Source organism: Gordonia sp. WA4-43, assembly GCF_020520305.1.
GTDB lineage: Bacteria > Actinomycetota > Actinomycetes > Mycobacteriales > Mycobacteriaceae > Gordonia > Gordonia hongkongensis.
This window is the reverse complement of record NZ_CP084736.1, coordinates 3,392,991-3,413,186: the sequence shown is the minus strand read 5'-3', so window position 1 is coordinate 3,413,186 and position 20,196 is coordinate 3,392,991. Positions and strand designations below refer to the sequence as shown.

Annotated in this window: 17 protein-coding genes; 13 read left to right on the top strand and 4 right to left on the bottom strand. The window is 68.6% G+C overall.

Going from position 1 to position 20,196, the window contains the following annotated elements:
- Positions 1 to 56 precede the first annotated feature (56 nt).
- A complete protein-coding gene (locus tag LEL84_RS15270) occupies positions 57 to 1,634 on the top strand; it encodes an AMP-binding protein (protein ID WP_226512042.1) in 1,578 nt (525 codons plus the stop codon).
- A 210-nt stretch (positions 1,635 to 1,844) separates the two neighbouring features.
- Here the strand turns inward: LEL84_RS15270 and LEL84_RS15265 are convergent, their stop codons facing one another.
- Positions 1,845 to 2,480 (bottom strand): pyridoxamine 5'-phosphate oxidase family protein, encoded by a 636-nt coding sequence (locus tag LEL84_RS15265; protein ID WP_165629273.1) that lies wholly within the window; start codon positions 2,478 to 2,480, stop codon positions 1,845 to 1,847.
- 248 nt (positions 2,481 to 2,728) lie between these two features.
- Here LEL84_RS15265 and LEL84_RS15260 point away from each other — a divergent pair, with 248 nt between their 5' ends.
- Together LEL84_RS15260 and LEL84_RS15255 are read left to right on the top strand one after the other, a co-directional pair.
- A complete protein-coding gene (locus tag LEL84_RS15260; protein ID WP_226512041.1) occupies positions 2,729 to 3,310 on the top strand; it encodes a DinB family protein in 582 nt (193 codons plus the stop codon).
- 135 nt (positions 3,311 to 3,445) lie between these two features.
- Complete coding sequence (locus LEL84_RS15255) at positions 3,446 to 4,111, top strand: fasciclin domain-containing protein (RefSeq protein ID WP_171011559.1); 666 nt, start codon at positions 3,446 to 3,448, stop codon at positions 4,109 to 4,111.
- A 231-nt stretch (positions 4,112 to 4,342) separates the two neighbouring features.
- Here the strand turns inward: LEL84_RS15255 and LEL84_RS15250 are convergent, their stop codons facing one another.
- Entirely contained in the window at positions 4,343 to 6,583 is a 2,241-nt protein-coding gene (locus tag LEL84_RS15250) for a molybdopterin-dependent oxidoreductase (protein ID WP_226512040.1), read from the bottom strand.
- A 132-nt stretch (positions 6,584 to 6,715) separates the two neighbouring features.
- On the opposite strand from LEL84_RS15250, the gene LEL84_RS15245 reads away from it, so the two are divergent.
- From LEL84_RS15245 to LEL84_RS15230, 4 genes are all read left to right on the top strand, one after another.
- Complete coding sequence (locus LEL84_RS15245) at positions 6,716 to 8,194, top strand: flavin-containing monooxygenase (protein WP_226512039.1); 1,479 nt, start codon at positions 6,716 to 6,718, stop codon at positions 8,192 to 8,194.
- Positions 8,195 to 8,397: 203 nt separating this feature from the next.
- Positions 8,398 to 10,173, top strand: coding sequence for a DUF6777 domain-containing protein (locus LEL84_RS15240; protein ID WP_226512038.1), 1,776 nt, complete (start codon positions 8,398 to 8,400; stop codon positions 10,171 to 10,173).
- A gap of 71 nt (positions 10,174 to 10,244) precedes the next feature.
- Positions 10,245 to 10,877, top strand: coding sequence for an LGFP repeat-containing protein (locus LEL84_RS15235; protein WP_226512037.1), 633 nt, complete (start codon positions 10,245 to 10,247; stop codon positions 10,875 to 10,877).
- Between the two features lie 69 nt (positions 10,878 to 10,946).
- On the top strand, positions 10,947 to 12,467 hold the full coding sequence (locus tag LEL84_RS15230) for an acyl-CoA synthetase (RefSeq protein ID WP_226512036.1): 1,521 nt from the start codon (positions 10,947 to 10,949) through the stop codon (positions 12,465 to 12,467).
- 30 nt (positions 12,468 to 12,497) lie between these two features.
- Here LEL84_RS15230 and LEL84_RS15225 read toward each other — a convergent pair whose 3' ends face one another.
- Positions 12,498 to 13,148 (bottom strand): hypothetical protein, encoded by a 651-nt coding sequence (locus LEL84_RS15225; protein ID WP_226512035.1) that lies wholly within the window; start codon positions 13,146 to 13,148, stop codon positions 12,498 to 12,500.
- Positions 13,149 to 13,294: 146 nt separating this feature from the next.
- Here LEL84_RS15225 and LEL84_RS15220 point away from each other — a divergent pair, with 146 nt between their 5' ends.
- The 6 genes from LEL84_RS15220 to LEL84_RS15195 all read left to right on the top strand — a co-directional run bounded on the left by LEL84_RS15220 (position 13,295) and on the right by LEL84_RS15195 (position 19,320).
- A complete protein-coding gene (locus LEL84_RS15220; protein ID WP_413466866.1) occupies positions 13,295 to 14,485 on the top strand; it encodes a lipase family protein in 1,191 nt (396 codons plus the stop codon).
- Between the two features lie 147 nt (positions 14,486 to 14,632).
- Positions 14,633 to 15,064 (top strand): STAS domain-containing protein, encoded by a 432-nt coding sequence (locus LEL84_RS15215; RefSeq protein WP_065631340.1) that lies wholly within the window; start codon positions 14,633 to 14,635, stop codon positions 15,062 to 15,064.
- 6 nt (positions 15,065 to 15,070) lie between these two features.
- Positions 15,071 to 15,532: an ATP-binding protein gene (locus LEL84_RS15210; RefSeq protein WP_226512034.1), complete on the top strand. Its 462-nt coding sequence runs from the start codon at positions 15,071 to 15,073 to the stop codon at positions 15,530 to 15,532.
- 285 nt (positions 15,533 to 15,817) lie between these two features.
- The gene (locus tag LEL84_RS15205; protein WP_137809082.1) at positions 15,818 to 16,987 is read left to right on the top strand and encodes a TY-Chap domain-containing protein; all 1,170 of its coding nucleotides are present in this window, start codon (positions 15,818 to 15,820) and stop codon (positions 16,985 to 16,987) included.
- Between the two features lie 143 nt (positions 16,988 to 17,130).
- Positions 17,131 to 17,928, top strand: a complete 798-nt coding sequence (locus LEL84_RS15200) for a hypothetical protein (RefSeq protein ID WP_226512033.1) — start codon at positions 17,131 to 17,133, stop codon at positions 17,926 to 17,928.
- Positions 17,929 to 18,015: 87 nt separating this feature from the next.
- The gene (locus LEL84_RS15195; protein ID WP_226512032.1) at positions 18,016 to 19,320 is read left to right on the top strand and encodes a TY-Chap domain-containing protein; all 1,305 of its coding nucleotides are present in this window, start codon (positions 18,016 to 18,018) and stop codon (positions 19,318 to 19,320) included.
- A gap of 166 nt (positions 19,321 to 19,486) precedes the next feature.
- Here LEL84_RS15195 and LEL84_RS15190 read toward each other — a convergent pair whose 3' ends face one another.
- A complete protein-coding gene (locus tag LEL84_RS15190) occupies positions 19,487 to 20,029 on the bottom strand; it encodes a dihydrofolate reductase family protein (RefSeq protein WP_226512031.1) in 543 nt (180 codons plus the stop codon).
- Positions 20,030 to 20,196: the final 167 nt, after the last annotated feature.

Sequence of the window (20,196 nt, the reverse complement as noted above, 5' to 3'; positions counted from 1 at the left end):
GGCCGGTCGCGGAGGACACTGTGACTCAGCTTACTCAGTACGGAGCGAGGTTCACGATGACACAGGCCACCACGACCCCCACCGACATGGTCGAACGATGGTTGGCAATCTACGGGGCGTCCGACGCCGATGCGGCGGCACTCCTCGTCGACGGGCACGATCCCGAGGCGATCGCCTTCACGGTGATCGAGGTCGAGCAGACCGACGATCAGCAGTCCGGCGGTGTACGTCCGGTCACCACCGACATCACCTACGGCGAACTGGCCGAGCGGTCCAAGAGACTCGCGGCGGCCCTTGCGGAGATGGGCATCGGTCGTGGCGACACGGTGGGCGTCCTCATGGGCAAGCGCGAGGAGCTCGTCGTCTCGCTGCTGGCCATCGCCCGCCTCGGCGCGATATACATCCCGCTGTTCACCGCGTTCGCGACACCCGCGATCGAGATGCGGCTGCAGGCCGGCGCCGCGAAGGTCGTGATCACCGAGTCGAGTCAGGCGGACAAACTCGCGGGCATCGACGGGATCACCACGGTGATCGCCGGCGACCAGTTCGAGGAACTCATCGCAGCGCACGAGCCGGTCACCGAGTCGGTCGCGGTCGGCGGCGACGGCACCCTGATCCTGCTCTTCACCAGCGGCACGACCGGCGCGCCGAAGGGCGTCCCGGTCCCGGTCAAGGCGCTCGCCTCGTTCGTCGCCTACATGCACTTCGGCCTGGATGTCCGCGCCGACGACGTGTTCTGGAACGCCGCCGACCCCGGCTGGGCCTATGGCCTCTACTACGGCGTGCTCGGGCCGCTGGCCGCCGGCCGGCGCAACCTCCTGCTACACGCCGGCTTCACCCCCGAACTGACCGCGAAGATCCTCGGCGACCTCGGCGTCACCAATTTCGCCGCGGCACCGACCGTCTACCGAGCGCTCAGCAAGGACCCGCGCATCTCGGGCTTCTCGCTGCGCCGCGCGTCGTCGGCGGGCGAACCCCTGACCCCCGACGTCATCGACTGGGCGCTGCGGGCCATCGGCACCGAGGTCCGCGACCACTACGGCCAGACCGAACACGGCATGTTCATCAACAACCACTGGCACGAGTCGGTCCACGAGACCCTCGTCCCGGGCTCGATGGGACAGCCGATGCCCGGCTTCGCCGCGGGGATCGTCGACGGTCAGATCGCCATCGACGTCCCGGCCAGCCCGCTGATGTGGTTCGAGGGGTACCTCGACGCTCCGGAGAAGACCAAACAGCGCTTCTCGCCGGACGGGCGGTGGTACCTGACCGGTGACACCGGGCGGGTGGACGACGAGGGCCGCTATTTCTTCTCCGCACGCGACGACGACGTGATCATCATGGCCGGCTACCGGATCGGCCCGTTCGACGTCGAGAGCGTGCTGATCACCCATCCGTCGGTCGTCGATGTCGCCGTCGTCGGGCGCCCCGACGAGCTCCGCGGCGAGGTCCTCGAAGCGTTCGTCGTCCTCGCGGACGGGGTCGACGGCACCGATGCGCTCGAAGCCGAGCTCCAGCAGCTGGTCAAGACGCAGTTCGCCGCGCACGCCTACCCGCGCACCGTGCATTTCGTCGACGCCCTGCCCAAGACGCCGAGCGGCAAGATCCAGCGGTTCCTCCTGCGCCAGCGGTGAGCGCACGCCGTGGTGCGCCGCCTGGGGCGTAACGGCGCCACCGTGCGCGAACGATGAACCGACTGCGCGACCCGCAGTCGGGCCGCGCCAACAGCCGATCGCGTCGGGCAGACTCCGAGGACCTCGCCTGCCCCACGACGCGATCACCGGACGCGCAACCAGCGGGTCACACCCCTATCCGCTGGTTGCGCATCTCCGGTTCTGGCGAGATCAGTCCAGGAGCGCTCGTACCGAGTCGGGCGGCACGTCGCCGCTGTAGGTGACCGGGGCGTCGTACACGGTCCGCACGGGAACCACGCCGGTCCAGTCCGCCGACTCCCCACCCGGCCCGCCCGTCCGCGCCTTGGCGATCCACTGGCCGTCGACGATCGGCAGTCGCAGGGCCACCGTCGCTGCCAACTCTTTGCGCGTCGTCGGCCGGACCTCGGCCACCCTCCCCGGAATCAGCTTGTCGGACAACACTTCCAAAGCCACCTGGGCGTCGTCGGCGACTTCGAGGACTCCGCGTACGACCGCCGACCGGTAGTTCGCCGAATGGTCGAAGAGGGTGTCGGCGACGACGAGCCCGTCCAGCGCGAACACCGTGAACGTCACCGGCGCACCCGCGGCGACGTGCCGGAGCGCACCCGCCCCGGTCGATCCGTGCAGCAGGATCGAGTCGCCGTCCCGGGCGAAGAGCATCGGCACCGACCATGGCAGACCGTCGACGACGGTGCTGAGGGTCCCGACTTTGGTCTCGTCGAGCAGGGCGTCGAGCAGCTCGCGATCGGCTGCCCGATCAGGCTTGCGCGTCAACGACGCCAGACGCGAAGTCACGTCGGACGGGGTACCGCCGGTCGAAGTCATGCGGACATGGTCGCCCCCGAACGCGCCCGGCTCAACAGATTTGCTCGCCGGCGCCTCCGCCGAAGACTCCCCTTGCTGATATCCACCCACCAGGGCGGGCCTAGCCACATATCGACTTCCGGGCTCGCTCTGCTGGGCGCATTCCACGCCGGGCCACCGGGACCCGGGGGAGCTCCCGATTCAACGAGGACCATAGCTGTCCTCTATCGCTCATAGCGTGGTCCTCACACCAACCGAGAGGACACATCATGGGCACCTACACCTCCACCGAACTCAGCGTCGACGTCACCGGCGAGAAGCGCGACCTGCTCATCCTGCTGCAGGATCAGCGCAACATGCTCAAGATCACCGCACGCAACCTCTCCGACGACGAGGCCCGCAAGCAGTCGACGGTCAGCACCCTCACGATCGGCGCGCTGATCAAGCATCTCGCGCACGGTGAGGACAATGCGGCCCGTGTCATCACCGAGCGGGACGAGAACGCCGAGTTCGACATGAGCCAGGCCATGACCGAGTACGAGATGACCGACGACGAGACCCTTGCCGGCTGGCTGGCCGAGTACGACCGTGGGGCCGCCGAGTTCGACCGCGTGATCGCCGACGCTGAGAGCCTGGACGAGCTGATCCCTCAGCCCACCGCTCCGTGGCAGCCGGAACGCGAGTGGCTGTCGATTCGGGCCATGATCATCCACCTCATCCGGGAGACCGCCCACCACTGCGGTCACGCCGACATCATCCGAGAGGCGCTCGACGGCCAGACCACGATGGGCGCCATCTCCGAAGGGCAGGAATGGGCCGAGCAGTGGGCCGACGCCGACTGGGCGAAGTGACGCCGGCGCGGTAGCTACACCGGGTACTTGACGATCAGTCTCGTCATCGACCAATCCGCGGGCCCCCGGGCGCCGAAGACGTTGTGAGGCTGCCGGCCAGGCGCAGTCGACACCCCAACACAGATTGGATCGGCGATGATCAAGCGAATTCCCCGTGTAGCAGGAGCGTTGACCGGACTGGTCCTCGCCGTCGGCGTGATGGCCGGTTGCTCCAGTGACGATTCAGACACCTCGAGCGAAACGACCGGCGCGGCAACCGAATCCAGCGCCATGATGAGCGAGAGCGCGATGGCCGATCCGGCCGCCAACCTCGTCGGGCCGGGTTGCGCCGCCTACGCCGAGGCCAATCCCTCGGGACCGGCGTCGGTGAACGGGATGTCGACCGTGCCCGTTGCCACCGCGGCGGCCACCAACCCCGAGCTCACGACTCTGACACAAGCACTTTCGGGTCAGCTGAACCCCGAGGTCAACCTCGTGAAGACCCTCAACGAGGGTGAGTACACCGTATTCGCGCCGACCGACGACGCATTCGCGAAGCTGCCCCCGGAGACCGTCGAGCAGCTCAAGACCGACGCTGACCTGCTCAACAAGATCCTGACCTACCACGTGGTCGAGGGCCAGGCGACCCCCGACCAGATCGTCGGAGAGCACACCACTCTCGAGGGTCAGCAGGTCAACGTGACCGGATCGGGCGACAACCTGAAGGTCAATGAGGCCGGCGTGGTCTGCGGTGGCGTCACCACCTCGAACGCGCAGGTGTACCTCATCGACAGCGTGCTCATGCCCCCGGCCGGCATGTGATCTCTCCGTAAACACTGCGCGAGAGTGCTTTCCACGATTCTCACCGACGCGATCCGTCGGTGAGAATCGTGCTGCGTGACCCGGGTGCGATCCGTTCGCCTCGATCACGGAAGAGTCCGGACTCCGTGGGCGGGATGACGTACGGACGCAGGGGACACCGCACCAAACCCAGAACACACACCGGTTCCCTGCGCGAGCATCACTGCTTGTCTGGGGAACCGGTGCGTGCGTTCAGGTTCGAGCGGGTTGCGCATCCGTCTCGGACCGCACCCGGCTCTCGGTCAACGCCGACACCTGTATCGGCACCCCGGTCATGTTCGCCATCCCGGCAAGTCGCTCCAGGTCGGCCGGGTCGGACGAGATGAGTGCGTTGACGTTCACGCCACCGGCACCCAGATCGTTGTGCGCAGCCGCGTTCGCCTGCATCCAACCGCCGGAGCCGTTGTGTCCCCATCCATGCGGGATCGCGACGACGCCGGGCTTGATGTCCTCGGTGACGGTCACGGGCAACGAGATCCGACCGTGCCGGGACTCCACCGTCGCGAGGTCGCCTTCGGCCAGCCCGCGTGCCGTGGCATCGTCGGGGTGCATCCGGGCCGCGTGGGACCGTCCGCCGCGCAACAACATCGGCGCGTTGTGCTGCCAGCTGTTCTCCGACCGGATCTCGCGCATCCCGATGAGCCGCAACGGATACCCTGCGTCGTCAGCGACACCGAGTCGCTCGACCTCGGTCATCAACTCCGGTGCGGTCAACCGGATCCGGCCGTCGATATACGTGACGTTCTTGGCCAGCTGCCCCGGCGCGAGGTCGTCGGCGACCACGACACCGTGTGGATGGTCCTCGACGAGCCGGCGGTAGGTGAGTCCACCGCGTCGAAGGCCGAATCGGTCTCCTCCCAATCCCATTCGGATCACCAGATCCGAGACCCGGCGCGGGGTGACCGGCCGGCCCACGCGTCGCGCCAGCTGGGTGCCGACGTGCAGCGAGCGAATCAGCAGGCTCTCCGACGACAGGAAGCCGATCAGTTCGTTGATGACCGTCCACTCTTCTCGCGCCTCGCCCTGTGGTGGGATCACAGCCTCGGTGGCCTGTTTGAACGGAGTGGTGAACAGGGCCTGGAACGGGAGCAGGAAGTCCTCGCGTTCATACATCGTGGTGGCCGGCAGGATGTAGTCGGCCCGGGCGTTGGTTTCGTTGCGGTAGATGTCCAGGGACACCATGAGGTCGAGTTCGTCCAGCGCCGAACGTAATTCGTCGCCGTTCGGAACCGACAGCACCGGATTGCCCGCGCTGACGAACAGCGCGCGCAGCTGCCCGCGGCCCGGGGTGGTGATCTCCTTGGCCATCAACGACGCCGGCGCGGTCCCGAGGACCTGCGGCAGGCTGCCGACGCGGCTTCGGCGCCCCGCCCAGCGAAAGCTCGAAAGCCGTTGCAGCGCGGCGACGCCCAGGCGCTGACCCGGAATCCCCAGATCACCGAACATCGACCCGCCCGGTACGTCCAGGTTGCCCGCGACGAGGTTCACCATGTCCAGCAGGGCGGTCGTCAGCGTGCCGGTGCGCCCCAGTAAGGTACCCACCCGTCCGTACACCGCGGCCCGCTCCGTACGGGCGAGCGAGCGGGCGACAGCGCGCACACGCTCCGGATCGATGTCCGTCCGGCCCGCGGTCACCTCCGGCGCGTAGGCCGCGACGAGCGTCTCGAGCTCCGCCACGCCGCGCGCCTGCCGCCGAAGCCGCTCACGGTCGGCGAGGTTCTCGTCGAACAGCACGTGTAGGAGCGACAGCAGGAACAACGCATCGGTGTCGGGCGTGATCGGCAGCCAGTCGAACTCACGGGCGGTCTCGGTGTGGCGCGGATCGACCACGACGACGGACCCGCCGCGTGCGGTGATCGCGTTCAGTCCCTCACGGATTCGCGGCGAACTCATCACGCTGCCATGCGACACCACCGGATTCGCCCCGACGATGACGAGGTAGTCGACCCGGTTGATGTCGGGAATCGGCGCGGTCAGCGGGTTGCCGTACAGGAAGTGACTGGCGACGAAGCGGTTGTTCACGTCCTGGGATCCCGCCGAGTACACGTGCGGCGTGCCGAGGAGGTTCATGAAGATCGCGGTCCACAGCGTGTGTCCGGTCGAGAACGTCGCCGGGTTGCCGAAGTACCAGCCGATCGAGTCGCTGCCGGATTTCTGGTGCACCTCGACGAGCCGGCGGCCGATCTCCTCGAGCGCCGTGTCCCATGAGATCTGCTCGAACTCGCCGTCGGGGCGTCGCCGGAGCGGGTGCCGGAGACGATCGGGATCGTTGACGATCTCGGCGAACGCGATCCCCTTCGGACACGCGAAGCCCCGCGACAGCGGGTGCTCCTTGTCCGGCCGCAACGAGATCAGCCGATCGTCCTCGACGGTCGCGATCATGCCGCACAGCGGCTCACAGATTCGGCAGTAAGTGTGTTTTTCCATCGGCATCTTGCGTCCCCTGACCTCGCGCGATGACTGGCCGCAGGCGGGCAGGCCTACGGTTGGTGTGATTCCGTTCACATCTGAAGACAAGTGTTGCATGATGACAGCACCTGAGGCATCCCCACCGAGGAGGTCCCCGTGACCGACAGCGAACCGAACGCCACACAGCCAACCGTGCGCGACGTGATCATCATCGGCGCCGGCTTGTCCGGCATCGACTGCGCCTATCGGCTGAAGGAGCAGAATCCCGACGCCGACTATCTGATCCTCGAACGCCGCGAACGCATGGGCGGAACGTGGGACCTGTTCCGGTACCCCGGCGTGCGGTCCGACAGCGACATCTACTCGCTGAGTTACCCGTTCGAGCCGTGGCGCAAGCCGCGGGCGCTGGCGCACGGAAACGACATCCGGGAGTACATCGAGGACACCGCCCACAAGTTCGCCATCGCCGAGCACATCCGGTTCGGGCAGCACGTCCTGACCGCCGACTGGGACTCGAAGACGGACACCTGGACGCTGGGGGTCGAGGTCGGTGAGGACCGGCGCCGCGAGACCCACCGGGCGAGGTTCGTCATCTTCGCAACCGGTTACTACGACTACGACAACCCCTACACACCACGGTTCGCCGGTGCCGACGACTTCACCGGCCAGATCGTGCACCCGCAGCACTGGCCCGAAGACCTCGACTACCGGGGCAAGCGCGTCGTGGTGATCGGCAGCGGTGCGACGGCGGTCAGTCTCATCCCGAGCCTCGCCGAGCAGGCCGAGCACGTCACGATGCTGCAGCGCTCGCCGTCATACATCTTCTCGTCCAAGCAGAAGCAGTACCTGGCACCGCTCGTGCAGAAGTTGTTGCCACCGCAGGCGGCGCACAAGGTCATCCGCACCAGGTACGCCGCCCAGACGGCCGCGATCGTGCACCTGACCCACCGGTTCCCGAAGCTCGGACGCAAGATGATCCGCAACAACGTCGTCGCGAACCTGCCCGAGGACTATCCGGTCGACGTCCACTTCAATCCGACGTACAACCCATGGGACCAGCGGATGTGCATGGTCCCCGACGCCGACCTCTTCGCCGACATCACCGAGGGCAAGGTCGAGATGGTCACCGACCACATCGACCGGTTCGACGCCACGGGGGTCACCCTCACCTCGGGCAAGCACCTCGACGCCGACATCATCGTCACCGCGACCGGACTGCAACTGCTCGGCTTCGGCGGTACCCGGCTCCGCGTCGACGGCGCCGAGGTGAAACCGCACGACCGCTTCGTCTTCAAGAGCTACCTCATCGAGGACGTCCCGAACCTCGCCTGGTCGGTCGGTTACACGAACGCCTCGTGGACCCTTCGCGCGGACATGACCGCTCGCGCCGTCGCCGACCTGATCAGGTACATGCGCACGAACGGCTACACCCATGCCTATCCGCATCTGGGTTCGGAGGTCATGGGTTCGCGGCCGCTGTGGGATCTCAAGGCGGGGTACGTCGAACGGTCCCCGGATGCACTGCCGAAGTCGGGCACCCGCGGTCACTGGCAGGTGCGGCACAACTACTACCGCGACGCCATCGACCACCGCATCAACAAGGTCGAGGAATCGATGGTGTTCGGCCGGACCTGACGCGGCTCCGCGCGCGGGGCCCGGACTGGTGTCGGTGCCCCGCCGCGCGGCGTTACGGCGGTGTGGTCCAAACGGTCGAGATTTGCCATCGACGACGTGAAAATGCTGGTCAAGCCTTGCTCCCCGTTCTGTGACGCGCCGATACTGGGCTCGGGTCGAACGATTGCCCGCCCGGGCAGGAGTGGACCAGTAGGAGCTGCGCGATGACCTATCCACCCGGTCCCCCGACCCACCCGTCGACCCCGTACGGCGCGATCCCGCCGCAGCCCGACGGTCGTCGCGCACTGACCCTCGTACTGAGCGCCGTCGTGGTCGTCCTCGCGCTCGTCCTCGCCGCGGGCATCGTCTTCGTCGTCAAGGCCCGCGACGGGGACATCTACGTCCCCGGCCTCACCCTGACCGCGGCGAACGACCCCGGGATCGATCCGTTCACCGATCCGGTCCTCGTGTCCGGGGCCGGCGACCTCCCGGCGAACGTGGCACTCACCGGTACCGCGGGCGCAGCCGACCTCGGTGGCCGCGCGGTCAACGGCACCGACGCCGGGCTGTATGCCGCGGGAGACACCGCCGCCTGCGACACCGCGGCACTCAGCAACCGGTTGCTCGCCGATCCCCCGGCGGCTCGCGCCTGGGCCGGCGTCTACGGCATCGGCACCGCCGACATCCCGCACTATCTGAACACCCTCACCCCCGTGGTGCTGACCACCGACACCTGGGTGACCAACCACTCGTACACCTCCGGCCGAGCGGTCCCGTTCCAGTCCGTCCTGCAGCGTGGGACAGCGGTCTACGTCGACTCCGCCGGCGTCCCGCGCGCCATGTGCTCGTGCGGCAATCCACTCGCTCCGCCGGCCGCCGCCCCGCTCGGCGGGTACCGGCTGGAGGGCCGGACGTGGGCGGGGTACAAGAGTCGATCGGTCACCCGCATCGCGTACAACAACCAGAACGTCACCGCGGTCGGCAAGTCGACGACCATCGTGCCCGCGCCGTCGGTCCCGGCTGCCCCCGGCACCCCGGTCGGCGACGCGCTCCAACTGCTGAATTACCTGACCGGAAAGATCTTCTCGCAACCGCTCGGCGGACTGCTCGATCTGACCCGCTTCCCGCCACCGTCGGGTCCCCTGCCCACCCCGGCCGCGCTGAACACGCCGTTCGAGGCGGACACCGAGGAGGACGCCGAGCACAACGGACTGATCGCGCCGGGCAACCCCGCGGCCGCCCCGGCCCTCGAGGAGCGGGCCGAGGAGCACGGCGGTCTGCCGGAAGGAGCACCGGACTCGGACTCGGCGGCTCCGGACTCCGCTGGACCGGACTCGTCCGAATCGGACTCCGCGGTCACGCCCGCCGCGCCGGGCAACCCGGGACCGGCCTCGGACGCGCCGCCTCCGGATGAATCGGTGCCCGCCTCCGACGCCCCGGCCCCCGAGGCGCCCGGGTACGAGGCGCCGGGTCCGGAGGCGCCCGAGCCCGGGTCGGAGCCGGGCGTCCCCGGCGTGCCGGCACCGGAAGCCCCGGCCGAGGCCCCCGCGACGCCGACCTCGTTCAGCGGTTCGGGGGATTTCATCGGCAGTTTCAGCTTCGACGACGCCGGGCTGTCGGTGGGCTGCACGACCCCCGGCAGCTCTTCGGCGGGTACGGTCGCCCTCTCGTGCACCGACGGCGTGACGCGGTCGGTCGCCGGTTCGGCCCTACAGCGCACCTCGGTGTCCGGGTCCACCACCAGCACCGGGGTGTGGACGTTGACGCTGACGGCGGTCGGCGCATCGAAGACGGTGACCGTCCGGTCGGCGAACTGGATCGTCGTACCGCCCGCCGCCCCGGGTCCCGACCAGCCTGCGCCGGGCCCCCTGACGACGGATGCGCCGGCGCCGGACCCCTCCACTCATGCCGCGCCGCCCGCCGCGGAAGCCCCGGAGGAGACGACCACCACGACCACCACGGAGAACTCACCCCCACCCGAGGCTCCCGCGGGCCCCTGACACCTGCGGTGAGACCCCTGATGTGAGCTGCCCAACAGCAGGCGTCGTGGGACGTCCGTACCATCGCGCGCATGTCTGCTCTCACCACGTCGACGCCGAGCCCCGCCCGTGACCTCCGTCCGGAGTCCGTTCGCAGACGCGTCCGACGGCGGGTGGCGAGCGTCGCGGTCGTGGCGACGATGGTGTCGCTGGTGATGCTCGCGCCGAGTGCGCAGGCCGATCGGATCATCAACGGTCACCTCGTCGGCGGCAAGATCGGCGAGGCCTACTCGTCGACGGGCGGCTTCTTCAAGTGGGGCGTCCCGACCGGCCCCGAACGCGCGGGAGCCAAGCGTGGCAGATTCCAGGTGTTCTCACGCGACACGTCGTTCTACTGGCACCCCGCCGCCGACGGCGGTACGGCACACCAGGTCGGCGGCGCGATCCGGAGCCGGTGGCAGACGGCCGGGGCCGAGCGCGGTGCGCTGGGTTATCCGGTCAGCAACGAGTACCGGTCGGGCAGCGGACGGAGCAACGACTTCCAGGGCGGTGTGGTCACATGGTCGAAAACCGGTGGCGCGCAGATCGTCTGGGGCCAGATCCGGCGCAAGTGGGAGGAGACCGGCGGAGCGGGCGGGTACTTCGGGGTCCCACTCGGCGGCGAGTACCGAACCGGCAACCGATTCGCCCAGGACTTCCTGAACGGCACCATCTTCTGGCCCTGACGGGCACACCCAGGCCCTGATGGGCGGATCCGCCACGGTTCACTAGGACGTCCAAGTATCGTCGACGGCATGGCTTCGCGACCTTCTTCCGCCAACACCATCGACGGCATCCTCCGCAGGTCCGCGGCGCGGCATCCCGACCGCACCGCGTTGGTCTTCGACGACCGTTCCTTCACCTACCGACAACTCGACGACGCGGTGTCCGCCGCCGCCGCCGGGCTGGTGGCCCGCGGACTGCAGCAGGGCGACCGGGTGGCGGCATACGGCACCAACTCGGACGCGTATGTCATCGGTTTCCTGGCGTGCTGCCGCGCGGGACTCGTCCACGTCCCGATCAACTACGCGCTGCGAGGTGAGGAGCTCCGCTATCTCGTCGTGCAGTCCGGCGCACGTGCCGTCCTCGTCGACCCCGCCCTGTCCGAACGGATCGACGAGGTCCGCGGCGATCTCGCCGAGGTCGAGGAGATCGTCCCGCTGCGCGACGCCGACGATTCGCTTCTCGAGACGGCGACCAGCCCGGCCGGCCAGTTCACCTCGGCGGCCGACGGCGACGATCTCGCCCAGCTCCTCTACACCTCCGGAACCACCTCGAAGCCCAAGGGCGCCATGATGTCCCACGCGGCACTCATCAGCGAGTACGTGTCGTCGGTGATCGCCCTCGACTTCACCGCGGATGACAACCCGCTGATCGCCATGCCGCTCTACCACTCGGCGGGGATGCACGTCTTCATGCTTCCGTACCTCTCCGTGGGCGCGACCGTCCGGCTGATGGCGACCCCGGACATCCCGGAGATCCTGCGTCGCGTCGAGGCGGACCGCATCGGGTCGCTGTTCCTCGCGCCGACCGTCTGGGTTCCGCTCGCCGGTCACCCGGACCTGGCGACCAGAGATCTGTCCTCGCTGCGCAAGGCCCAGTACGGCGCGTCGATCATGCCGGTGACCGTGCTGAACCGGCTCCGCGAGCAGTTCCCCGGCATGCAGTTCTACAACTGCTTCGGACAGTCCGAGATCGGGCCGCTGGCAACGGTTCTGCGCCCGGAAGAGCACGAGGACCGGCCGTCGTCGTGCGGCCGGCCGGTGTTCTTCGTCGAGACCCGGGTCGTCGACTCCGACGGCAACGACGTCGAACCCGGGGTTCCCGGCGAGATCCTCTATCGTTCGCCGCAACTGTGCCGCGGTTACTGGGAGAACCCGGCCGCCACCGAGGACGCGTTCCGCGACGGCTGGTTCCACTCCGGCGACCTCGTCACCCGCGACGCCGAGGGCTTCATCACGGTGGTCGACCGCATCAAGGACGTGATCAACACCGGCGGCATCCTGGTCGCCTCCCGCGAGGTGGAGGACGCGATCTACACCCACGAGGCGGTCTCGGAGGTGGCCGTCATCGGCGAGCCGGACGAGAAGTGGATCGAGGCCATCACCGCGGTCGTCGTGGTGCGGGACGGCCGGTCGGTGACCGAACAGGAACTGATCGAGCACGTCCGGTCCCGGATCGCGCCGTTCAAGGTCCCGAAGAAGGTGCGGTTCGTCGACGAGCTCCCCCGCAACCAGAGCGGCAAACTGCTCAAGCGGGAACTGCGCTCACGGTGACGGACGCGCGGCGCGACGGACCTGACATCGTCAGAACCGTTGCGCCGCAGCCACTGCCGCGTCGATGTCGGCGTGCGCGGCCGCCGATCCGAGTATCCGCCGCAAGTCTGCCGCCGTCGGCGCATCACCGGCGGCGACCATCGCCCGAAGCCGGGTGCCGAGGCCGGCCGGCGACGTGAGTCCCAGCTCGCCGAACCAGTTGCCGAGTAGATCGACGAGTGCGTCGCCGGTTGTCTCGTCGTCGGTGAACGGCAGACCGACGCTGGTGAAGCCGTCATCGGCGTCGTAGTCGGACCGCATCCACGGGCCGTCGAAGCCGTAGATGAACCCGATCCACATCCCCTCGGTGCGCTGCCGGTCGAGGTACGGCACGATCGCCGCTTCCCACCAGCCGGGCGCATCGGCGAGCAGGTCGGTCTCCTCCTCGCCGAAGTACGTCGCCCCCTCGCGGAAATACGTCTCGGAGTACTCATGGTCGTGCCCGACGAGCACCGCGCGGCCGGAACCGGCAAACACCACGTCGGCCCAGTTGCCTCCGCCGTCGTCGTAATGCCACCCGTGAGCGGTCGCATGCGCCCCCTGCGCCCAGCGTTCACCCCGCACGGCCAGCAGTGCCGCGTACGCAGCCCACCTCGGTTTCATCTCCCCCGGGGTCGGCAACCCGACCGTCCGCAACGCCATGCCGTGACACCTCTCTGCCGGGTTTGTCCGAACCAGGGTATTGCCGTGGCCGACGGTCCCGCTCCCGGCGCACCGAAAGGAACTGAGCGATAACGGAACAGGCGAGGAATCGACGACCGGCACCCGTTCGCAGTACGGTGTGGATCGTGACGCGATGGCACCGCAAGGTTCTGACACTGGCCGTGTGTGCGGCGGTCGCGATCGGCGGTTCCGGAGCGGCCGGGACCCTCGCCGCCGGCCCGGCGATCTCCTCGCCGTCGAACCTCGGCGACGTCGGCACGGTCGTCTCCGCCAGGCCGCTCGCCCCGCAGTTCTGGGTGCCCGGCTCCGCCGACGCCACCGTCCTGACCTATGTCACGACCGACGCTTTCGGCAAGAAGGCGCTCAGCACCGGGACCGTGTTCACCCCACGGGGGACGGCACCGCCGGGCGGTTGGCCGGTGATCTCGTGGGCCCACGGGACGTCGGGGATCGGCGACGACTGCGCCCCCTCGGTCAGGGGTCCGGGCCTGCCCGAGCGCGACCTGCCGTACCTCGCCAAGTGGATGCAGCAGGGCTACGCCATCGTGGCCAGCGACTACGCCGGCCTGGGCACCCCGGGTCTGCACGCCTACCTCGACGGCCGCACGACGGCCCACAACGTCGTCGACATGGTGCGAGCGGGCCGGGAGTTCTCTTCGACTCGACCTGTCGCACAACGGTTGTCGCGCTCCTGGGCGGCGGTCGGGCAGTCACAGGGCGGCGGCGCGGCCATCTACACCGCGCGCTACGCGACCGAGTTCGGCGGTGAAGAGCTCGACTACCGGGGTGCCGTCGGCACCGGCACGCCGGCCTACATCGAACGACTGGTCCAGATCGCGGGTCCGGGTGTCCCGCCGGTGGCGATCACCCCGGCGCTGACCGCTTACCTCAGCTACATCCTCGCCGGACTCCGATACGCACACCCCGAGCTCGGCATCGATCGCATCCTCACGCCGACCGGCCGGAAGTATGTGGCCCTCGCCGAGACCCGCTGCGTCGGCGAATTCGAGGAGCAGCTCCGGGGCGTCTCGCTCGGCGACTACTTCACCGCCCCGCTGACCAGTCTGCCGAGATTCTCCGCGACCCTGGCGAATTACCTGGGCATGCCCGAAAAGGGTTTCGACAAGCCATTTTTCATGGGCCACGGCCTGTTCGACACCGACGTGCCGTATCCCACCACCGCGGCCTATGCGGCGACGCTGACCGCCAACCGCCAGCCGGTGACCTTCCGGACCTATCCGAGCGACCACAGCGGCACGCTGGTCCGGTCGCAAGCCGACACCATCCCCTTCCTCGGCCGGCTCTTCGGAAAGTAACCGCCGAGGGCGTTCGCGCACCCCGGTACCGGCGTGGCGTCATGCCGTGGCACGATGGGATCACCGGTTGAGCAGCTGCCGTCGTACATCTCCCGGGACGGGGCCGCAAGTCGGGCTGCCGCCGTCCCCCGTAGAGAGGGCCACCCGATGCAGGCAGAGAATCCTGATGCTGTGATCGTCGACGACAGTGGCCTGAGTGCCGGACGCGCGCTGATGTCGGTGGTGTCCGCAGCACATGAGCAACTGGTGATCCTGACCGTGGAGGGCAGCATCGACGTGCTCACCGCCCCGCAATTGTCCGACGCCGTGTCGCAGGCGCTGAGCGGACAACCCGACGGTCTGATCATCGACCTGACAACCACCGAGTTCCTGGCCTCCGCCGGGATGGCGGCGCTCGTCGCGGCACACGAGGCCATCGCACCCACCGGCATGTTCGGAGTCGTGGCCGCCGGACCGGCGACCGCCCGCCCCCTCACCATCATGGGCCTCGACCAGACGATGGTGCTCTACCCGACGCTGAACCATGCGATCACGGCCATGACCACCACAGAGGGGCTGGCCGACCGTCCGGCTGGTTAGTCACAGATGGTTCGGATCTCATCGGCTCACCGAGCCCCCGGCGACTCGGACGGGACGGACGCGACCGGTCTCGCATTTTCGGTCACGGCCTCTCCCGAGTCCGCCTACCGCTTCCGGCAACAGTTCGCGCAGTGGCTGGACGCGACGATCAGCGTGGACGCCGAGCGTCGCAGCGACATCGTCCTCGCGGTCTACGAGGCGGTCGCCAACGCGGCCGAGCACGCCTACGCCACCCCATCGCCCGGCACCCGGCCCGGTGCCATCGATGTCCGGGCGCGGAAGACGCGCGACGAGTCCCTGGAGGTCATCGTCACCGACACGGGGCAGTGGAAGACAGATGCGTCGTCGTCGCCGTACCGCGGTCGCGGACTCGCCCTGATCTCGGCACTCTGCGACGCATCCGACGTCACCAGCGGACCGCACGGGACCTCGGTGACCCTGAGCTGGCGTCAACGACAGAGCGTCTGAGAACCGCCCGTGAGACGGGTGTCCCCCGGGCTGGGGACACAAGTACTTCTTGTCGGTTAACAACCGATGCCTGAGTCAGCCGGGCCGCCGACCTAGGGGTACGGTTCGGGCAAGGCTTCGTCGACGGGTCTGTTCAAGTGACCAAGTCTGTCGGCCGAGTCACATAACCTGAAGTCCGAAGGCGGGTTCGGGGCCGGCCGTCGAACAGCTCGGTGGAGCGTGCTCCCGATCCTGGCATCGCTGCACAATGCGCATGCACGTCAGCGCACGAGGAAGGGAGTCGAGATGACCGACTTCACCGTGGACTCGAACATCGACGACGCGTGGCGCACGTTCGCGTTGCACGTCGGAGATCGTCTGTCGCATCTCGAGCCGGGCGAGACCCTCACGATCCAGCAGGACCCCGCCATCCCGGAGGGTCCGCACGGGACGATGCGATTCTCGGTCACCGGTTCGCGCCGGCTGCGCTGCACCATCGAGGACACCGACCTGCATCCCACGCCGGAGTACTTCGCCGAGCATCTCGACCTCCTCGCCGCCCTCGGGTGGCGACGTCTGCGCAACGGAACCCACATCTTCGAAGTCGGGCGGCGCCGCGTCGATCAGCTCGCGCACACGACGGTGCTGACGCTCCGGCAGGTCTGGGAGGTCGTGCACCCCGCGTTCCTGGACCATTCGCCTGCCGCGCGCCCCGAACCCCAGATCGAGGTCGCGGTCCAGCCGTTCGACGCCGACCATCTGCGGGCCTTGCTCGTCGGCTCGCTCGAGGACCTCACCGGCTGCCGTATCCAGACCGACGCCGACGGCGACATCGCCCTGCCCACCAAGCCCGTCTCGTCGTGGCTGAGTCCGCGCAGCGACGCACCCCGCTTCGAGTTCTTCGCGCGCCTCGCCGGTGACATCACCGACCGCCGGCGCGCCGCCGACATCGTCGCCGCCCAGCCGACCATGGGGTCGGCGGTACGTGTGCATCTGCTCGAGGACGAGGTCTTCGCGACGCTGACCGTCGAGTGCGCCGTATTCCATCCGCACAACCTGAGCTCGGCGCTGGCCGAGTGGTTCACGTTCCTGGCCGACTGCGCCCCGTCGGTCATCGCCAAGGTCGGTGAGGACGCACCGCTGACCGCGAGGAACGACGGGCGTTTCCCCGACGCTCTGCAGACACTGCTCGAACTCGACCCCGACGGCCGGTCGCTGTCCGCCCGTGAGGTCGCGAAGATCTGCCGGTACAGCCAGGCCGACATCCTCTCGTACATCAACACCAGCGAGGAGCAGCACCTCACCTGGCGGCGGTCGGCGGTCGACGCGGCGGCCGCGTCGGACCCGGCCGAGGCCGACGCGTGCCGCCATGAAGCCGAGGCCTGGAAGGCGACCACGCACAACCTGCGGGCGGCGCTGCGCGTCGTCGTGCTGTCCGACGACGACGCCGCGGATCGCAGCTCACCGGCCAAGTGACTCAGGCAAATCGGTACCGGCAACACCTCTGCACGTAGTCCACGCGGACGATTTTCGACGCGGAGCATCGCACCGCGGCCAGATGAGGCGTTCAATCGGTTAGGCAACCCTCAGCGGTTCCAGTCATCGATCGGAGCCCTCACATGGCCATCACCACGGATCGCGGCGCACTCACGATCACCTTTCCCGAACTGGGTCGCGACGCGCGGTTGCACGTCACGTTCCAGCGGGCCCTGCGCACCCCGGACCCGGTCGGACGGCCCGGCTCGGTCGGCGGCCATGGCGCCCTCCGCCTGGCGCAGGGTTCACCCGACGGCGACGCGCACGCGACCATCCCGATGTGGCAGTCGGAGGCCACCTGGCTCGACTTCTCCTCGCCGCACCTGCACCCGTTCCTGGTGATGGTCGGCGTCGACGGTGTCAACGTCGTCAGCGGTAGTGCGTTCACGGGCGTGCCGGACTTCGACGCCGGAGACTACCTCGAGGTGCCCACACAACCGACCCTCGCCTCGTATCGGAGCCTTGCCGGCGACAACCGTCAGTTCGTCGCACCGTCGACGCACGCCGTCGGAAGCGCCGCCGGGACGCTCGTGCAGTTGACGGTCATCCCGATGCGCGCCGAAGCGTGGGCCGGACGCCGCCGTCATCTGCCGTCGGCGTCGGGGACCTGTGTGCTCTGCGACATGTCGCGAGCCGGGCAGTCCGGTGCGCATCCCCGGCTCCCCGCGCCGCGCGTGATGGGTCCGCTGGAGTCCGCGGACACCTGGCATCCGACGACGTCCGACGCCGCCGCGGTCCGCATCGTCAACTCGATCACGTGGAAATCGCTCACCGGGGAACCGGTACCCCACGTGGCGCTGACGAGCACCGACTACGCCGACCACGATCTCCCGTGGGACCCGGTCTACGACGAGACGATCGAGCACTCCGCCCCCCTGTAGTTCTGTTGCGGGTGTCGCCACGGGTGTCTGCGCGGCGTCGTACTATTCGGATCCGGTCCGCGTACGTCCCGCCCACGAGGAGCCTGCATGTCCCCCGATTTCGACGCCGACCTCGAGGCGGCCTGGCGGGACTTCGCCGACACTCTCGCGGTTCGGGTGCCACGTCTCCTGCCGGGTCAGACGCTGTCGATCGTCGAGGCGGCCGCCGGAGGATGGCGACGACGGATGACCTTCGCGGTGGCCGGGAGTCCCGAGTCGGCAGACCGCCTGCGCTGCACCATCTCGGCGGGGGACCTCACCTGGACCGACAAGGACCGGTGGATGCGCCAGGCCACCTACATCGTCGACCGAGGCTGGTGCCGGCTCGAGGGTCGCAGCGCCTTCTGCTTCGAAGCCGATGCCGTTCGGTCGGGCGACCTCGCCGGCGCCGCCGTGCGGGCGTTGCGCGAGGTGTGGGGTGTCATCCACCCGTCGTTCGTGAGCATCGGCGACCCGTCCTTCTCCCGACACCACTCCCCGGCTGACGGTCTCGACACCGACGACGCCGACGAGACCGACGCCGGCCGGCCGGCCGACTCGGATCGAGCCGGCAGCACGGACGCCGACACCCTGCGCTTCACCGCCCCGGCCCGTTTCCTCGACGCCCCAGTCGAGGGCGGGGTGGTGCCGCAGTCGAAAGACCATCTCGTGGAACTGGCCCGCGCCGCGATGAGCGCGGCCGGACGTCCCGCCGTGGTGAGCCCACGCAAGGCCATCTTCCTGCGGTCGACGGGCACCTCACTGCTCCGGCCGACCCGAGACGCCCGCTCCCTGGAGATCGTGACCATCCTCAGCTCGTCGGTGCCCGCACCCTCGCTGCTCGGAATGGTCGTCGCCGAGTTCTCGCCGCGGTGGCCCGAAGTCGCGCTGGTCGTGCGCAACGGGCTCGTCTTCGCCCAGCGCCGCATCGACGTCGCGGTCTTCAGTCCGGCCAATCTCGATGCCGCCCTCCGACGCTGGGACGACTTCGCCCGGTCGGCGCGCGGGGAGATGATCCGACGCCTCGAGAGCGGCCCCAAACTGGAGCACCGCCGCCGTGGCGACCGCCTTCCCGTGGCGCTGCAGGGGCTCCTACGGGTCAACCAGAAGCTCGACAACAAGCTCTCCCCGACGACCGTGCTGGCCATGTGCCGTCAGGACCGTGAGCGCGTCCACGAGTTCTTCGACATCTGCGCGGCCGAGATGCGGGAGTGGATGGACAATCTCACGACCGCCCGCAAGGCCGAACTCGGCGACGAGGAGATCGCGCTCTGCGAGGCCGAGCACCAGGCCTACGCCCGCGTCGCCCGGTTGCTCCTCACCGCGATGGACCTCGCCGGCGGGTCGTCACTCGGTCCCTCGCCGGGGACGTGATTCCGGGGCGGGCGGAGGATTTCCGACTGCCGCGCCACCCCCCAACTGAAGTCGCATGCGACGTCAATCAGGCCGCGCGACTTCGATCGAAGTCGCGCCGACGGATCGATATCGCATGCGACGTCACTCGGCAGCGGAGTAACTGGTCTCGGCCCAGGCGGGGTTCTCAATCAGTGGGACCGTACGACAGGTGCACGACGCCGTTGTCGAACACGTCGGTGCCGGCGAGCGTGAGCGGCAGGTCGGCCAGACCGTCGAACAGGCGAGCACCGCTGCCGAGCACGACCGGATAGACCAGCAGGTGCAACTCGTCGATCAGCTTGTCGCGCAGCAGCGCCCGCACGAGGGTGCCGCTGCCGCTGATGTACAGGTTACGGTCTTTCTTGAGTTCGCGGATCCGGTCGGCGTCGTAGGCCCCGATGACCTCGGAGTTCTGCCACCCGGTCGCTTCGTCGAGGGTCGAGGACACCACGTACTTGGTGGTGCCGTTGAAGAACGGGGCGCCGGGATCGTCGTCGACGGTCCGCTCCGACCATGCCGGGCCGAACATCTCGAAGGTGTTGCGTCCGAGGAGGATTCCGGTGCAGTCGTTCATGAACGAACTGAGTGTCTCGCCGAGCACGTCGGGGAAACCGTACGGCATCGTGAAACTCGGGTCCTCGTAGCTGCCGTCGAGGGTGATGAACTCGTGGACGTGGATCTTTCCCATTGCGCTGCCTCTCGTCACTCCGGTGAACGTCACGATGTCAGACCGTGGGGCGGCGGGAAAGTCATCGGCGTCGAGAGTCTCGTGACCTCTGTCGGGACCCTTCGAGGCTCGTCGACCTCGACGCGCTCCTTCGTTGCTTGCTCGGCCCGGCGGCTTACGCTCCTCGC

Excerpts from the sequence above, each read along its gene's own strand:
- LEL84_RS15270 (WP_226512042.1), top strand. The coding sequence starts at position 57 with ATGACACAGGCCACCACGACCCCCACCGACATGGTCGAACGATGGTTG.
- LEL84_RS15265 (WP_165629273.1), bottom strand. The coding sequence starts at position 2,480 with ATGACTTCGACCGGCGGTACCCCGTCCGACGTGACTTCGCGTCTGGCG.
- LEL84_RS15260 (WP_226512041.1), top strand. The coding sequence starts at position 2,729 with ATGGGCACCTACACCTCCACCGAACTCAGCGTCGACGTCACCGGCGAG.
- LEL84_RS15255 (WP_171011559.1), top strand. The coding sequence starts at position 3,446 with ATGATCAAGCGAATTCCCCGTGTAGCAGGAGCGTTGACCGGACTGGTC.
- LEL84_RS15250 (WP_226512040.1), bottom strand. The coding sequence starts at position 6,583 with ATGCCGATGGAAAAACACACTTACTGCCGAATCTGTGAGCCGCTGTGC.
- LEL84_RS15240 (WP_226512038.1), top strand. The coding sequence starts at position 8,398 with ATGACCTATCCACCCGGTCCCCCGACCCACCCGTCGACCCCGTACGGC.
- LEL84_RS15235 (WP_226512037.1), top strand. The coding sequence starts at position 10,245 with ATGTCTGCTCTCACCACGTCGACGCCGAGCCCCGCCCGTGACCTCCGT.
- LEL84_RS15230 (WP_226512036.1), top strand. The coding sequence starts at position 10,947 with ATGGCTTCGCGACCTTCTTCCGCCAACACCATCGACGGCATCCTCCGC.
- LEL84_RS15225 (WP_226512035.1), bottom strand. The coding sequence starts at position 13,148 with ATGGCGTTGCGGACGGTCGGGTTGCCGACCCCGGGGGAGATGAAACCG.
- LEL84_RS15215 (WP_065631340.1), top strand. The coding sequence starts at position 14,633 with ATGCAGGCAGAGAATCCTGATGCTGTGATCGTCGACGACAGTGGCCTG.
- LEL84_RS15210 (WP_226512034.1), top strand. The coding sequence starts at position 15,071 with ATGGTTCGGATCTCATCGGCTCACCGAGCCCCCGGCGACTCGGACGGG.
- LEL84_RS15205 (WP_137809082.1), top strand. The coding sequence starts at position 15,818 with ATGACCGACTTCACCGTGGACTCGAACATCGACGACGCGTGGCGCACG.
- LEL84_RS15200 (WP_226512033.1), top strand. The coding sequence starts at position 17,131 with ATGGCCATCACCACGGATCGCGGCGCACTCACGATCACCTTTCCCGAA.
- LEL84_RS15195 (WP_226512032.1), top strand. The coding sequence starts at position 18,016 with ATGTCCCCCGATTTCGACGCCGACCTCGAGGCGGCCTGGCGGGACTTC.
- LEL84_RS15190 (WP_226512031.1), bottom strand. The coding sequence starts at position 20,029 with ATGGGAAAGATCCACGTCCACGAGTTCATCACCCTCGACGGCAGCTAC.